Source organism: Lachnospiraceae bacterium (assembly GCA_025758065.1).
Classification (GTDB): Bacteria; Bacillota; Clostridia; order Lachnospirales; family Lachnospiraceae; genus Enterocloster.
Map to the genome: position 1 here is coordinate 535458 of CP107199.1, position 16027 is coordinate 551484.

Annotated in this window: 10 protein-coding genes; all 10 read right to left on the minus strand. The window is 44.1% G+C overall.

Annotation, left to right across the window (positions count from 1 at the left end; genetic code table 11):
- Positions 1 to 38 precede the first annotated feature (38 nt).
- On the minus strand, positions 39 to 1484 hold the full coding sequence (locus OGM16_02455) for a hypothetical protein (GenBank protein UYJ47156.1): 1446 nt from the start codon (positions 1482 to 1484) through the stop codon (positions 39 to 41).
- A 249-nt stretch (positions 1485 to 1733) separates the two neighbouring features.
- A complete protein-coding gene (locus tag OGM16_02460) occupies positions 1734 to 3596 on the minus strand; it encodes a hypothetical protein (GenBank protein ID UYJ47157.1) in 1863 nt (620 codons plus the stop codon).
- A gap of 53 nt (positions 3597 to 3649) precedes the next feature.
- Positions 3650 to 6175 carry a hypothetical protein gene (locus tag OGM16_02465; protein ID UYJ47158.1) on the minus strand — a complete coding sequence of 842 codons (2526 nt, stop codon included), beginning with the start codon at positions 6173 to 6175 and terminating at the stop codon, positions 3650 to 3652.
- A gap of 22 nt (positions 6176 to 6197) precedes the next feature.
- Positions 6198 to 6983, minus strand: coding sequence for a glycosyltransferase family 2 protein (locus OGM16_02470; GenBank protein UYJ47159.1), 786 nt, complete (start codon positions 6981 to 6983; stop codon positions 6198 to 6200).
- The gene (locus OGM16_02475) at positions 6973 to 7614 is read right to left on the minus strand and encodes an SIS domain-containing protein (protein ID UYJ47160.1); all 642 of its coding nucleotides are present in this window, start codon (positions 7612 to 7614) and stop codon (positions 6973 to 6975) included. The genes OGM16_02470 and OGM16_02475 overlap by 11 nt, the downstream gene beginning before the upstream one ends.
- Positions 7615 to 7873: 259 nt before the next feature.
- A complete protein-coding gene (gene gmhB / locus OGM16_02480) occupies positions 7874 to 8458 on the minus strand; it encodes a D-glycero-beta-D-manno-heptose 1,7-bisphosphate 7-phosphatase (GenBank protein UYJ47161.1) in 585 nt (194 codons plus the stop codon).
- A gap of 68 nt (positions 8459 to 8526) precedes the next feature.
- Complete coding sequence (locus tag OGM16_02485) at positions 8527 to 9600, minus strand: GHMP kinase (protein ID UYJ47162.1); 1074 nt, start codon at positions 9598 to 9600, stop codon at positions 8527 to 8529.
- A gap of 26 nt (positions 9601 to 9626) precedes the next feature.
- The gene (locus OGM16_02490) at positions 9627 to 10334 is read right to left on the minus strand and encodes a nucleotidyltransferase family protein (protein ID UYJ47163.1); all 708 of its coding nucleotides are present in this window, start codon (positions 10332 to 10334) and stop codon (positions 9627 to 9629) included.
- Between the two features lie 44 nt (positions 10335 to 10378).
- A complete protein-coding gene (locus OGM16_02495) occupies positions 10379 to 14293 on the minus strand; it encodes a glycosyltransferase (protein UYJ47164.1) in 3915 nt (1304 codons plus the stop codon).
- Positions 14286 to 15689 (minus strand): ABC transporter ATP-binding protein, encoded by a 1404-nt coding sequence (locus tag OGM16_02500; protein ID UYJ47165.1) that lies wholly within the window; start codon positions 15687 to 15689, stop codon positions 14286 to 14288. The genes OGM16_02495 and OGM16_02500 overlap by 8 nt, the downstream gene beginning before the upstream one ends.
- Between the last annotated feature and the right edge of the window lie 338 nt (positions 15690 to 16027).

The window sequence follows — 16027 nt, forward strand, 5'->3', positions numbered from 1 at the left end:
TCCGAAAGGACATCTTCTGTTTTTAAACATCATTATCACTATTTATCCCTGAAGATATTCAGGTGGTTTTCTTCCAGGATACGGAATGCTTCCTGGATCTTGCCTGTACCTTTCCGATATTCGTAAAGGCTGTTTATTTCTTTGGAATGTTCTTTTAGTTCTTCTTCTGTCATGGCTGGAATAGCTGGTGCCATTTCTGCCATTTTTTCAAAGTTTTCTTCTCTGTAAGGTGCCTTTTGTATCTCACGATAAGTAGTATAACCATTTCCAAGAAGGATTGCAATACAGAAGGCCATTTCAAGAACAGGCACTGCCCTTTTTAACGTTCTGCCACCGGTATGCTGTCTGCGTATTTTTGATGCAAGGGCAAATGTAAGAAGGATCCCCAGCACACCTGCCTGAAACTGCAGGGCATAGCGGGAGCTTAAGGCATAGTCCTCTTTCTCAAAAATGTAACGTGAAAGGAAAATAAGAAGATGATTTGCCCCGCCAGATACAAGGAGCATCAATGGAAAGAGCGTTTTTTTGTAAATGCCAAGGCTTATGTTTAACCACAGGGACCACAGATAGCCGGACATAAGGATAACTCCCAACAGATATATGATTTTGTTGGAAATACAACCATTTTGCATCCACTGCTGTAATTCTTCCCCTCCAATAAACATTCCTGCAAGGGATTTAAGGATAAAGCGGACGGGAAATGCAGGATGATCGGCTAATATCTGTCCCAGTGACCTGCCGGTAGCTCCTGCATGTTCTTCTACTGCAAAGGAATTGCTGAGTATATAAAGGAGCAGGGGCATAAGAGTACAGAAAAGAAATGTAATATATTCTTTTCGCCTGGAATCATCAGCCAGCAGTGCTGCCACACCGGATGCCAGTATCATAACAGCGGCATAGACTGCACAGTAAGGACCGGCTGTTCCCAGGATGATAAGCCAGGGAAGAAGCATAAGTCTGGTCTTGTCCCACTTTTTTTCCTGTCCTCTGTAATAGCGGTCAAAAAGAATCTGGTGATAGAAAAAGCAGGCAAATGCAAAGAAATGGGACCAGCCGCTTCCATTTGTCAGCATTTCCCATTTGTTCAGGCTGAACATGACCACCATAAGGGCTATAAACCATGTTATCTGAACCTTTAACTGACGGGAATAGGCAGAAAAGCACCAGGCTGCAAGACCTACGCTTACAGCCCCCAGTACCCGGTCAAAGGTGATGGAAAAGCCAAAAAGCTTTACATTTATAATACGGGCCAGATAGTTAATAGGGATACGGGTCAGCACATCTGCCACAAAGAATTTCTTTGGATCACATACATCTGGCAGATAACTGTTTACCAGACGGATATAATCGGAATAGACCACATCACAGGTCGCATTTTTGATATACCACAGAAGAAATGCAATGCCCAAAAGTGGTATTAACCAAAGATGGGCTTCTTTAACAGCATTGCTCCTGTTTTGCTCCCTGTTACCGGGAATTTTCATGTATTTATCCTCCTGAACCATGTTATGTACTCTCGGAATCTTTTTGTACTTGATTTTGCGAGAAGATTTTTTGTCAGTTGTGCCCAAATTTTTGAGGCGTACGCGGTGCGTACGTTGATAAAATTCGGGTGCGACTGGCGGAAAATCGGCCGCAAAGGCAAGTGCATGAAAGACTCCGAGAGTACATTTTTATGTTCTCCCGGAATCTTTCTGTGCCTGATTTTGCGAAAAGACTCCGGAAGTACATTTTTACGGTGTTGTAATATGCACGATAGCGGCAAGACGGTCTTCGCCTCTCTGCTCTCTGGCATTCTGCATATAGAAATTATAGTCAAATCCCAGATGGACTAACTGCCACGGCTCTGCCTGAAGCGTGGTATTTACTACGCTGGAGTGAAGAGGCAGTGTACGGACCGGTTCTTTATCTTTTGTAATGTAAATGACTTCCCCGCCGCTCATTACACCTGGATACATAAATTCCAGTTCTATTTCCCCGGTGGAACCTGCCATCACTGTAAGGGATGCATGTTCATCCATCCAGCCATCGGAATAATACCCGTAATCGATCTGCAGTTTCAGGCTGCGGACAAAATCCGTAATATCCTGGAATGCATTATGAGCCGGATCTTCTCTGAGTACCAGCATCTGGTCATCTACCTGTCCGATGTCCCGGATACTGTCTATGAACTCTACTTTTGTACCCTCTGCCTTCATTTTCGGATCAAACACCTTAAAGAAGGTACGGGCAGTAAAATCACTCATCTGATACGTATTGCCCATGATATAGATGGTTTTCCCAAATATGCTGTCCCCGTATTTTTCATAGGTCTGCTCTGCAAGGGAATTATAGCGCAGCTGGTCCGGCCACAGATACAGCTTTGGATAGCAGCTGCGGTAAAACAGTTCTGACGGAAGCATAAGCAGCACATACAACCCAAAAAGGATCCCCCATGGCCAGAGTCTCTTCAGATACAGTTCTTTTTTTACTCCTTCTGTCAGTTCCCCATAGATGTAAGAAAGGAAAAGTAATGCACCAGCTAAGGATACGTAGATCCAGCGCATTTCCACACGTATGGTAACGCTGGATGAGGCAATATTTAAAGCAATAAAGCCGATAAAGAGCATAGCATTGAACAGCATGGTAAACTTCCGCTCTTTCTGTTTTTCCACGATAAATTTTACCAGAAATGCCAGCACCATAATAAGGATCATCACATCTGCCATACCAGTCAGGCCTTTGACCCACATGGGACTTTCACCCCATGGACAGCCATTTAAGTGTTCCGGGCCTGCGTTAATACCAAACACATATGCAGCCTGGCTAAAAGCAAATTTAATGGCCTGCTGGATATTTAATGTGTCTGCTACCTGTGTTCCTCCGGTTCCTGCCGGAAGGACAGAACCAATGGTAAAAGCCCTGATCAGCTGTACCATTCCAAAGGAAAGGACTGTACTGAACCAGAGGGATATTTTTTTACATTTTTTAATGATAAGAGCCAGAATCAGCAATGGCAGCAGTGCCATGTAACGTTCATGTACAAAACATACTCCGAAATACAGCAGGCTGGCAAAATAAAAACAGTTCTCTCTGTTTTCTTCATTGATATAACGGTACAGGTTCCAGAGAATGGAAACAGCCATCCAAAGTGCCATCGTCTCCATCAGTCCTAAAACCTGTCCGATCTGGTAATATGCCATACGGCTGGCCAAGAACATGGCCCCTGTAAAAAAGCCGATCGCTTTCGCCCTGGACAACCGCCAGCCAATGGAATACAGGTACCAGGACAATGCTGCATTTAGCAATATGTTAATAGGTACAAAAAGGGCTACATGGTTTCTCACTACAGCCATTTCAAGCCAGGCTGCAAGGTAATATAAAAACCGGAAACGGGTACTTCCCATAGGAAAGACATATTCCACAAAGCTCTGCTCGCCATAACAGGACCAGAAATACAGATCATCCATATAAAGACCCTTGATCTGTATCCCATGGTTCAACCACACAGCTAGTCCTAAGAGAAGTCCCATGAAGATCACATGATCCTTCCATTGATATTGTTTTTCCATTCTGGAAAATCCGATCCTGAATTTAATTCTTTCCCTGGTGTCCAAAATTCTGCCTCCTTAAATTGCAGTGAATCTTTCTGTTCCTGTTTACGCCTGGCTTATTCTCCGTTTTTCACCATGCTGTAGGCATCACGGAACAGCTGCACTAATCTTTCATCCGGTTCTTTAAATGGGTGGTCCAGATCTACTCTTGCCAGCATATTTCCCCACTCAAAGGTAAGATTTTTTAAGGTACCTTCTGCGATCATATCTTCAATGATCTGTGTGGCTCTTGGCTGGTCTGCCAGATAGCCCGCCTGTACATATATATATTCGGTTCCGGCCCATCTTAAATATTCTTCGAAATAGGCCAGTTTTTTTACTAAATATACGTCTCCGCCGCTTCCTGTTATGTCATAATAGCTCTGCACGCTGCAGTCCATATCCAGCACCTGGGGGTGAAAACCAAAGGCTACTACCCGGTTCTTTTTGGTAAGCCGTGAACAAAGTTCCTTACAGCCTCTTCTTTCCCAGCTTTCGTGTCTGTGATAACGGTGGTTATAGTACCCCTTACCTGCCAATTTAAATGGTGTAAAGCCCGGACACCCCGCCCAGCTGGTAGAGGATGTGACCAGAGTATTAAAGAGAAGGAATGGAACTGCTAACAGGCAGATGCCGATCCTCAGGGAATCCTTACCTGACAGCCCCGTTTTGCGGATGGTACACTGATCTTTACTGTCCCTTACAGCTGCTGTGCCATTGTTTTCCGGTTCTTCTTTCTTCAACCAGTCCCCTGTGATCCGCATGGTACTGATAACTACAACTGCATACACCAGCATAAAATAGTTTCCATCTACCTGTGAAAGTGTATAAATGCTGGCTGCTGAACCTGCTAACAGCGTGATCATGAGAAAACCGTCAAAAAAATCCAGCTGTGAGATCTTCTGACGTTTTATAACTCTTATTATTACCTGAAAAATCCAAAACAGCAAAAGTGCCGTTACCAGAATACTTCCCCAGGCAATGATTACATGATCCATATCTTCTCCCACCGGAGAAATAAGGATTCCCTTTAAACGCCCCAGCAGCCTTTCTATTTTTTCCTCAGTGGAAAGAATAGACGGATCACCGATAACATGTGAAAAGTTGTAGGGATATTTTACTTTAAAACCTATTTTTTCAAAGAAATTGGCAAATACAGAGGTAACAGGAACTCCTGTAAGAAGCCAGGTGCGATACCACAATCCTGCAGTTGCCAGTATAGGAAAGATCCAGGTTAAAAATCCTCTTTTATCCTGTTTTCCTGCTTTTTTGAAAATAAGCAGGCACACCAGTCCCACACCGCCCAGGGCAGTAGAAAATATAAGGGCTGTTGGTTTATAAACAAGAGAAAGGATATAAACAGATACGGCGAAAATAAGCCATGGAGCTGTATTACACGACCGCTCTGTTTCTGTCACTCCTGTTACAGGATTTTCCCTGATCTTCTGTGAACTATTTGTGCAGACATTTTTTTCTCCATCTTTTCTGGTAACTGCCAGACACAGCATATCGTAAATAATAAGCTGGCACATCAGAGTTATGCTGTCACTTTTGGCAGAAACTGCCATGTTCATAATACCGGGAACTGCGCAAAAAAGTGCCCCGGTCCAGAAACCGGCCTTTTTTCCACCATAACGTGTTCCGATCACCACAGCCGTTATCACACTGACTGTTGTGGTCCAGAAAGTGAATGAAAGCAAAAAACCATAGGTAGGTGTACCTGATAATGGAAGCACCAGCACCTCTGCACCTTTGCTGTAGGTATACACCAGATTGATCAGTCCCAGATTCTCATAAATACCTTCTCCATTATCCAGTATATACGGGGAACGCAGTCCATAATGAAGGGAATCATAATCCAGCTCATGGTTTAAACGGCCCGCCTGAAGGAACAGCATGGTAAGAATGAATGCAAGAAGGGCTGCCTGAAGCACATCTTCCGGCATAATTGCATGAAGCATATTGCTGCATCCACTTACTGCATTCTGTTTCTTCATCCCCTTTTTCTCTGTACTGCTGTGGTTATCCACAGACCTGCTGAAAATTTCTTTGTTTTTCCACAGCCAGACTGCCGCTATCCCCACACACAGCACAACTGCTATCTTTCGCCAAAGTCCGATACCTCCATGACCTGTAAGGGAAATCCCACATACCATGACCATCCAGGCAGCGCTTCCGGTGGTCAGCCCTAAGGTGATCTTTTCCCAGACCGGAAGCAGGTATCTGGTCTTTTTACCGGAACCACTTAAAAAACAGTTATTGATGCAGATACCATATCCCATCACCGTTGCCATCCATATGCCGGCACCAATGAGCGGCAGCAATATACTGTGTCCCCACAGGAAAAACAGCCACCCGGATACCAGACACGCTGCTGCCATCTTTCTTTTTCCCCTGTGTTTTACTGCCAGGCACAGCCACCATAAATTCCATAAAAACAGGACAGACAGTTCTAAAAGCATCCATCCTGTTTCTCTCTTTTGTAATGTTTCCCCCACAGGGCCATGAAGTATCAGTCTGTTTGCAGCGGTTCCTATAAGGATAACTGCTGCCAGCCAGAATACAGCCAGCAAAAGACCTTCTTTCCTTTTTTCACTCCCCATTTTTACCTGTTCCTTTATTTCTTTATTCGTACTCCTTATAAGCGGAAGAGTATCCCTTCATGATCAGCCTGACCACCGGTTCTGGCCAGAATCTGCTAAACATTTCTGTTTCTTCTTTTGCCCTGCGGTTGTCTTTGATGCAGGCATTTGTAGTCGCCCCCTCATGGACCCGGTAATAGATCAGAGGCTTCTCCACACAGATAAACCGTCCTTTTTCTCCTGCCAGCTGTACCATGTGGTCCCAGTCTAAAGCAAACTGATACCCTGACTGGACAAATGGCTCTCCTAACAGCTTTTTACTGTAAGTAGTTGCCGGGCAGCAGATGGGATTTCCAAATACAAGAGGCATTATTTTTACTGGTTTTAAACTGCAAAGCCTGTGAAAACGCAGGGGAATACGTAAAAAACGCTTCACCCACAGCATCTTATCCCCGGTGATCACCTTTTTGTTTTTCAAAATGGCATAATCAGAAGTAAATACAGTCATATCCGGATATTTGGCTGCTGCCTTTAACAGTTCTTCCCCATAGTTTCTGCAATACCTATCGTCCTGATGGGCTATGGTGACAAATTCTGCATCTGCCATGGAATATGCATAATTCCAGTCATCCCGTATATTGCTTTTTCCTTCCCGGATATAGTAGGGCAGATCATATTTTTCTGCCATATCTGCTAAAAACGGGCTTGGGGTGGATGTGCACAGGATCACAGGAGATACCACTTTCTGTTCCTTCAGAGATTTAATACAGCTTTCCAGATAAGGTGAATCACCATAGGCAGGTATTGCATATACATGCTTATGACTCATAAAAATGATCCTCCAGCATCAGGCACAGTGCATGGTATACAGGAAGATGAAGCTCCTGGATCTTAAAGGTCTCCTGCTCTGGAACCACGATGGAAACATGGGAAAAGTCTTTGATCCTTCCACCGTCACGGCCAGTCAGTCCGATCACAGTCACACCTAATGCTTTGGCCGCAGCTGCTGCATAAAGTACATTTTTAGAATTTCCGGATGTAGTGATCCCCAGAAATACATCGCCCTTTTTTGCATAGCCGTAGAGCTGCTGTGCAAAGGTAAGGTCTCCGTTTACATCATTGGAGTAGGCAGTTGTCAGGGCACAGTGACCGGTCAGTGCAATAGCCGCAAGTCCTCCCTGAAGATTGTCAGCCAGAATTTCTCCCATCTGCGGGTCTGCTGTCTTTAATGCCCTTGCCAGCTCTTCTGATACAGGACGGCGTTTTACAAAGCCTTTCATCAGCTCTCCTACAATGTGTTCACTGTCGGAACAACTGCCGCCATTTCCTGCGATCATCAGTTTCCCGCCATTTTCATAGCATTCCCTCATGATCTCATAGGCTTTAAGGATATCTCCTTTTACCGGTCCAAGTACCGGATAACGCTGCACTAATTCATCTAAAAATCTAAGTTCTTTCATATACATTTTCTCCTTTTGGCCACTATGTGCTCCCGGAATCTTTTGGGTTACAGTTCAGCCATGCGCTGGTTTGAATGAGAAAGTGTGTTGCAAGCATGCTTGCATAAGCACTTTTTCATCCAGATCAGCATATGGTGGACCCACCATGCTTCTTGTTTTCATGAATATGGAAACAAGAAGATGTAATGGCTGAACTGTAACTCTTTTTGTACCTGATCTTGCAAGAAGTTTTTTATCAGTTATACCCAGATCTCCTGTTTTATTTTCTTTCCAGTATCCACTGTGCTGCCTGGCCAAGATCCTCTGCATAATGATCATAGGACGGTTTTTCACCTTTTTCCTGCTGTTCTTTATGAAGCTCTGCCCCATATCCGGTTCCTACCAGAATAGAGGTAACGCCAAATCTATGTCCAGCCTCTGTATCAAGAAGCTTGTCCCCGATCATATAGGAAGCAGTCTTGTCCACCGGAAAGTCTTTCTCTGCCATTTCAAACATGCCTGTTCCCGGTTTGCGGCAATTGCACACTTTTTTATATGCACCAATACCATGTACCGGATGGTGGGGGCAGTAATAAAAAGCATCGATCTGGGCTCCGTCTTTTTCTAACAGCTGGTTCATATACTGGTGAAGGATCTTTACATCTTCTTCTGTATAATAGCCTCTTGCCACTCCCGCCTGATTGGTTACAACGATCAGCTTATAACCGGCGTCTTTTAACTTTTTCAAAGCCTGGGGCACACCGGGAAGAAGCTTCATATCTCCGGTCTTATGAAGATAGTTCACTTCTTCGTTTAAGGTGCCATCCCGGTCTAAAAATACTACTTTATTTAATGTATGTTCCACAGTCTTGTTTTCCATTTCTGCGATTGTCAGATTTTTATATAAACCTTCTCTGTTTTACAGACCTGCCTTTATTTCAGGTCAAAACAGTATTCCCCGTTTGGCATCTGCACTTTTACCTTATCATACTGCCAACGTTCTTCGTCTGCTACCCAGCTCTGGGCACCGCGCAGTTCAAAATTCCAGTCAGCCAGCTGTCCGCCCATGGACTCCATGCGGGCTGCCACCTTATGACGCACATTGTATGGGCAGTACATTAACAGGTATCCGCCGCCGCCTGCGCCTAAAAGCTTTCCACCTAATGCACCTGCCTTTAATGCCTCTGCATACAGCTCATCGATCTGTGGATTGGAAATCTTATTGCTCATACGTTTTTTGCTCTGCCAGCCGTAGTCCAACAGCTTTCCAAAGCTGTGAAGATTGCCTTTTAACAGCTCATCCTTCATAGCATAAGCCAGTGCTTTCACCTCGCACATAGCTTCAAAAGCATCTTTCTTTTCATAGTTCTGCACCTGGTCTTTAATGATATTTGCAGAAACATGTATCTTTCCAGTATAGCATAACAACAGGTTATACTGCAGCTCATGGATAATGTCTTTTTTAATACGCAAGGGATTTACCACTACATTGTTCCGTCCATGGAACTCAATGAAATTAAAACCTCCAAAGGTTGCTGCATACTGATCCTGATAACCGCCATCGATCTTTAAATCTTCCCTCTCTACCTCATATGCCAGATCAGCCATTGCATATGCATCTAACATAATGCCTTTCCAGCGTGCCATAGCAGTAAGCATTGCCACCATGACTGTAGAGGATGTTCCAAGACCAGAGCCTGGAGGTGCATCGCACTGTAAATACACTTCGCAGCCCTGTTTGATATCCATTGCCTTTAAGGCAGCAGTTACCAGGTCCAGACGTCCGTCGTAAACGTAGTTTTCCCTTGTGTTGTATTTTACTGTCATATCGAAATCCAGTGAGTGAACAATGATCTGATCATCCTCTCTTGGTACAATAGAACAATATGCATATTTATTAATGGTACTTCCGATAATAGCGCCGCCCTGCTGCTCACAGAATGGTGCTACATCTGTACCGCCGCCGCCAAAGCTGACGCGAAGGGGCGCTCTGCCTCTGATCACCATATATTTTTCTCCTTTCGGACTTACGATTAATGTACCACTCCTGTTTTTACATCTTCCTGGAACTGGAAATAAGCTTCTGGAATGCCAATGTCAATAAAATAGCCGTCATTTACAAAGCCGCCCAGTTTCTTTCCCTCAGAAAGCCACCTTGGGATCATCTCATTTTCAAGAGATACCTTACCTTCCGGTATCTCATCTAACAAGCTTTTTTTCATCAGATAAATACCGCCGTTAATGGTTCCCGGCACCGGATCTGCTGTTTTTTCATTAAATCCGGTAAGAATACCGTTTTCATCTAAAATGGCTTTACCGTAACGCGACACGTCTGGCACCTGACGCAGCACCAGAGCCATATCCAGATCCTGTTCATCCTGCTGCTTTGCCAGACGGGTATAGTCGATCTGGTAAAAGGTATCTGCATTTAACACATAAAAACGGTCTTCTGTAATGAATCTGCCTGCATTTTTAATAGCTCCTGCTGTACCTAAAAGAGTTTCCTCATAGGCATAGGAAGCGTGAAAGCCAAATCCACTTCCATCTTTAAAATATTCTTCCACCATGGAACCTTTATAGCCTACAGCGAAAATGATCTCTGTAATGTCACTGCGCACCAGCTCTCTGGTCACGTATTCCATAAATGGTTTATCCTCGATCAATGCCATTGGCTTTGGACGGTCGCTTACAACACTGCGAAGCCTGGTCCCCAAGCCGCCGGCTAGTAAGATTGCCTGCATTTTAATCTCCTGTTCTGTGTTTCCCTTTTTCGCACTGCTCATTGCTATCGGGAAAAGTCATTTTCTATTACTTTCCATGCCCCATCCATGCTGAAGTGTTCCCTGATATACCTCTGGGTTTCTTCACACATCTGACGGCAGCGGTCATTATCCTGATACAAAGCCACAGTCTTATCTGCAAATACCTTTGGATCGTCTTCCACCTCAAGTACCTGCCCAACCTGTGGGATACCTTCTGCACCGGTGCTGGTGGTAATGATCGGTGCGCCGTTGTAGATCGCCTCTACCACTTTGCCCTTTACACCTGCTCCATAACGCAGCGGAACTACCACTACCTTACAGGAAGCGTACAGACCTGCCAGCTCTTCTTCACTGACAAAACCTTTGATGATAATACCGTTTCCAGGCTGCTCTAAAGCCTTGATCTCATCAGTTACCTTAGAACCAACTACATAGAATTTAATATCCGGCAGCTGTTCTCTGATATGGGGGAATATCTCCTTTGCAAACCAGAGCACAGCATCTGCATTTGGCGGATGGGCGAAACCACCCACAAACAGCAGTCCTTCTCTCTTTGCAAAGTCTTCCTGGATATCCCCCAGAAAGTGATCGTATACATAGGCAGTAATGGCCTTTGCATTGATCGACCGGTCAATGGCATGGATGGCATTGATCTCTACATAAGAGGGATAATAGGAAATAGCCGCCTTGCGCATCATGGAAAGTTCAATGGCTTTCCAGTAATCTGCCTCTCTCTTAATATCAATATCCCCGGTCAGCTCATATTCACGGCCCAGACGTAAGAAATGCAGGTCATGACCATAGTAGATCACCTTGATATTGGTATTTTCCTTGATAAAATCCACGTATTTTGTAGCAATATGAGGCCGGTTCAGGTAAGCTACGTCAATCTCGTCTTTATTCAATTTCAACCAGTCCCAGATACCGGTTGCCCAGTGATCCCCATAAAGGATCTCAATCCCCATCTGCTCAAGAGTAGTAGAATATGGTTCTTCATGAAGGAAGTTATCACCTAGGAACTTGACTACATAGCCCTTCTTCAAGAACATTTTCAGGTACTGATACGTTGTCTTGGATCCAGCATCCTTGTCAAAGGTAGGAACATAATGATCCACTACTAAAATGACTTTCTTGCCCTGACTGCGCTCTCTTGCACGGAATGGGTTTGGATTTCCATCATTGACGCACTGTTTCTTAAACTCATCTGCCCATTTTTCCTTTAATTTCTGGCTGTTTTCCACCTGATAGCGCTTTAAGCCGGTACCATTTACATCTGTACCATTGGAAACACCCTCAAAATGGATCACCTTGGAAAGAGGCTGATAAACTACCCTATAGCCTGCTTTTCTCACCTCAAATGCCAGATCAGAGTCTTCACAGTAAGCCGGGGCAAAACGCTCATCAAAGCCGCCGATCTGCTTCCATAAATCTACTGACAGCAAAATAGCTGCACCTGAAATATAGTCTACATCTTTTACATAGTTATATTCTGCCTTATCCGGATCATCCAGACGGCCATAATTCCAGCCGGAACCATCACTCCAGATAATACCTCCGGCTTCCTGCAATCTTCCATCCGGATAAACCAGCTTGGAACCGACCATACCAATGGTATCATCAGATTCGATAAGATTTACCAGAGAAGACAGCCAGCCTTCTGTTACCTTGGTATCATTGTTTAAGAACATGATATACTTACCTTTTGCAGCTTTTGCAGCCTGGTTACAGTTGCGAAGGAAGCCCTGGTTGGTCTGGTTACGGCAGATCACCAGTCCATCCACAAAACGGCCGATCTCTGCGGTAGCATCTGTAGAAACATCATCTGCAATAATAACTTCATATGTCACATCTTTTGTGAATTCCAGAATGGACTGCAGGCATGCATAGGTATAATGAATCTGGTTATAGCATGGAATTACAATGGAGACCATCGGATTCTCATACTGTGGGAAGGAAAGATGTCCGCCGGTAAGATAACCGTCACCGATCTTAAAATCACCCTCAATGAGATTACGCCCCTCTTTGGTTGCATACATTTTTCCGTATTTGACCGGATGCTTTACAGTATTAAAGCTATAATTTAAGATCTTACGCTTCCTAGTCCCTTTTGGAAATGCCTTGTTTACCTGCTGTCCCAGTTTCCGGCGCATTTTAAATACAAGTGCTTCATGACCATTTAAATAAGTAGCCAGCTTGCCCAGTTCGTTGACCTCATGGCGCAGGTCCTTGATCATTACCTCCAGGTTGGTCACATGGTTATTGGTAAGACGCAGGATCTCCTGATCCTTCTTTACCTGGATATTGCGCTCTTCTACCTCTGCCTGAAGCTGGTTGATCCGCTCTCTCGCCTGAGCCAGCTCCTTTTCCTGGGCCTTTAATTCTTCCAGTGTCACCAGACGCTGCTTATAATTGCCCATATATCCCTGAGTTCCGTCGCCGTGTACCCAGGTCTGGAATGCCACTTCCATAGAAGCATAAATTTCTGCCAGCTTCTCATCCATTCCAAATTCACTTAAAAACTGAACAGCATTTTCATAGTCCAACAGACCTTCATACTTATAATAGAAATAAACCAGATTACGGTAGCGGATGAAACCTGCCGGGATCGGGAACTCAAATACCCATTCATAGTCCAGGCAATAAAGCCCATCCTGGGTTTCCATCAGGTTTTCAAAAAGACCATCAATGTTGCTCACTTCATAGGAAGTATCCTGTAAGGAAAGGATCTCTTCACTGTCACCAAATACCTCTTTAAACTGATCCGTTGGTGTAAATGGTTCTTTTTTCAGAACTGCCTGTCCAAATACCCGGTCCATAGCAGCTTTTAAGGCTTCTACCGGGGCTTTTTTTCCTGTGATCTGCTCCCCTAAGATCTCCGCCAGCGTTTTTCCCTTTAAAAAGCCAAAGCGGACTGCCTTGTTATCTTTGGAATAATGTGGCTCTAATACCTTTACTGCCGGATTTACGCTGATCAATTTCTCATATTTTTCGCGCATAGACCGGATATGAGCCTCTGCCGCTGCTGTAAGGGCTGTCTTTTCCACATATCTTTTTCCATTTTCTTCCAGGATCGCAGTGCGTATCTGGAAATCTTCTTTTCTGGTGCGGTTGTATTTTGCAAATACTGCCTTGAAAGAACCGGCTCCCTTAGAAGCCACTGCCAGATATGCATTGGCAAACAGGCCAAAGGCCTTTTCCTGTACCAGCTTATCTGAGATCTCATCTTCATGGATGCAGGCCCAGCGCTGTCTGTCGTATACAGCGGTCACATGGGGGATATCTCCCTTTCCCGGAAGATACCTGTCAGAATAGACAGATGCCGCCCGCTTATATTCCGGCATGGGGTAATAAAATTCCACCCTTGAAAGTCCTGCTTCTTTAAATGCTTCTTCCAGTTCTCCCTTTGTAAACGCAGTCTCATCCTCATCATGGACAGCGCCGGAAAGAAAGCTTAAACCAAGAGCATTTTCACATGCAAAGATCAGTCTGCCTTTTTCTGAAAGATAAGAAGCAGCCTGAGCGAAAATAGTTTTAATATCCATCTCTGAACGGTCTGACCGTAAGACCACCAGATCGTATTTTCCTTCTTTTTCAGTTGTTTCCATTTTCTGGAAATCAGCCGCTTTGATATAGGAAACATTGGTGTAAGCATCATTCATTTTCTGGTTTACTACCAGATTTTCATCTCTTTCATCTACGACTGCAACATGGTCACAGCGCTCTGCAAGTAAACCGGTGATCACGCCATAGTCAGAGCCTAACTGCAGTACATTTTCCTGTCCTGAAAAATCCATCCAGTCCATAAGGTTGCGCCGGATATCTGAAAGGGCATACAGAACTTCCGGGCGGCTGTCTGCCTCCAGGATTTTTAAGATGCCCTCTTTATCTGCGCCATATTTCTTAAATAAGTCAAGGATTTCATAACTTATGTCATTCATCTGCATTCCTCTTTTCCGCCTTTACCTGTGATTCCATATCGTAAACACCAACAGTATTTTTATTGGAAATAACGGTAATATTGGTTACATCATAAAGCCTGTGATATACCACATGTTCCCCCTGCTCAAAGCCGGTGCAGCTCATGCTTAACAGATACTCACCGCCCTGAAGGTTCATTTTCTGGGTAAATTCTACGGTATATTCATCTCCATTTTTTACCGGCTTGATATCCGCCCCTTCAAACATAGTGTTTGTTCCGGTAAGTTCTGTTCCCTTTTTATCTTTGATCGTATAAGTAAAAATAGGTGTCTGGATATCCGCATGGAAACGGATGCACTCTTTTATAGTAAATGTTTCACCCTTTAACAGCAGATTAGTTACATTTCCCCTGGCATCTAAAAGCCCCAGATCGTAGATCTCCGCTCTTCCGTCCCCATATTCGGTGCGGTCGGTGTTGATGGCCAGCTGGTCACGCATAAGACCGGTATGGGATAAATTCATTCCGCCGGAAAAATCAGACATTTCTGTGCCTTCATTCTTTTCGGTATCCGTTTGTGCGCTGCTTTTTTCCTTTAAAAGTTCCACTGCATCTCCATTTTCTGATGCTTTTTCCGCTGCCAGCTCTGCCCGCAGATCCTCCAGCTTTCCAGCCAGTATCTTTTTGTACATATCTACAACTTTTCCAGCTGGGCCTTCTGCAATAAATTCGCCTTTGTGCAGCAGCACAACTTTATCACAATATTTGATGATACTGCCCATATCATGGGTAACCATCAGGATGGTAGTTCCTTTTTTACGGATTTCTTCCATTCTCCGGTAACATTTTGACTGAAAGAACACATCACCTACAGACAGCGCCTCATCTACGATCAGGATCTCCGGATCTACGTTAATAGCCAACGCAAAGGCCAGGCGCACGAACATACCGCTGGAATAAGTCTTTACCGGCTGATATACGAAATCACCGATCTCTGCAAAATCCAGGATATCCTGCAGCTTTTCATCCATCTCTTTTTTCGTATATCCCATCATGGTTCCGTTCATGTATACATTTTCAATTCCGGTATAATCCATGTTAAAACCGGCTCCCAGTTCCAGAAGGGCAGAGATCTTACCGTCTACATTAACCTCACCGGAGGTTGGTGTGAGCACACCGGTAATGATCTTTAAAATAGTTGACTTGCCGGAGCCGTTTGTTCCGATAATACCTACAGTCTCTCCCTTTTTTACCTGGAAAGACAGCCCCTTAAGGGCATAGAAATCACGATGATAATTTTTATGGGAAATACTCATAGATTCCTTCAGCCGGTCAATAGGCTTATCATACAGCCGGTAGACCTTTGTTACATCCTGAACGCTGATGGCATTTTCCTTTCCCTGTTCATTTATTGACATATGTTTCTCCATCTCTATCGCATAGTTTGTACTGTTCATGTGTGCATGACCATAGTTCTCCACTTTAGGGTTTAGTATAGCATAAAACCTCGCTGTTTCATACTATTTCTAAAAAATTGTTACATGCTTTACACTCCCGCAATTCTAAAAACATTCATGATCCACTCATTTTTATTCAAAAAATAGTCATCCCCGTTTTCCGTCGTAGTACTATGAAAGTTCCGACGTTTTCAAATTCCTCCCTACATCTCAAATCGCACATATATCTAATAAGCCTTGATTTTGCTGGAAAATTTGATGTCCTCACAGGGCATTTTTTATTGAAAAAATTTTTGATA

Bases quoted from the DNA above. Each gene is read 5' to 3' on its own strand.
- OGM16_02455 (UYJ47156.1), bottom strand. From the start codon at position 1,484: ATGAAAATTCCCGGTAACAGGGAGCAAAACAGGAGCAATGCTGTTAAA.
- OGM16_02465 (UYJ47158.1), bottom strand. From the start codon at position 6,175: ATGGGGAGTGAAAAAAGGAAAGAAGGTCTTTTGCTGGCTGTATTCTGG.
- OGM16_02470 (UYJ47159.1), bottom strand. From the start codon at position 6,983: ATGAGTCATAAGCATGTATATGCAATACCTGCCTATGGTGATTCACCT.
- OGM16_02475 (UYJ47160.1), bottom strand. From the start codon at position 7,614: ATGAAAGAACTTAGATTTTTAGATGAATTAGTGCAGCGTTATCCGGTA.
- OGM16_02485 (UYJ47162.1), bottom strand. From the start codon at position 9,600: ATGGTGATCAGAGGCAGAGCGCCCCTTCGCGTCAGCTTTGGCGGCGGC.
- OGM16_02490 (UYJ47163.1), bottom strand. From the start codon at position 10,334: ATGCAGGCAATCTTACTAGCCGGCGGCTTGGGGACCAGGCTTCGCAGT.
- OGM16_02495 (UYJ47164.1), bottom strand. From the start codon at position 14,293: ATGAATGACATAAGTTATGAAATCCTTGACTTATTTAAGAAATATGGC.
- OGM16_02500 (UYJ47165.1), bottom strand. From the start codon at position 15,689: ATGTCAATAAATGAACAGGGAAAGGAAAATGCCATCAGCGTTCAGGAT.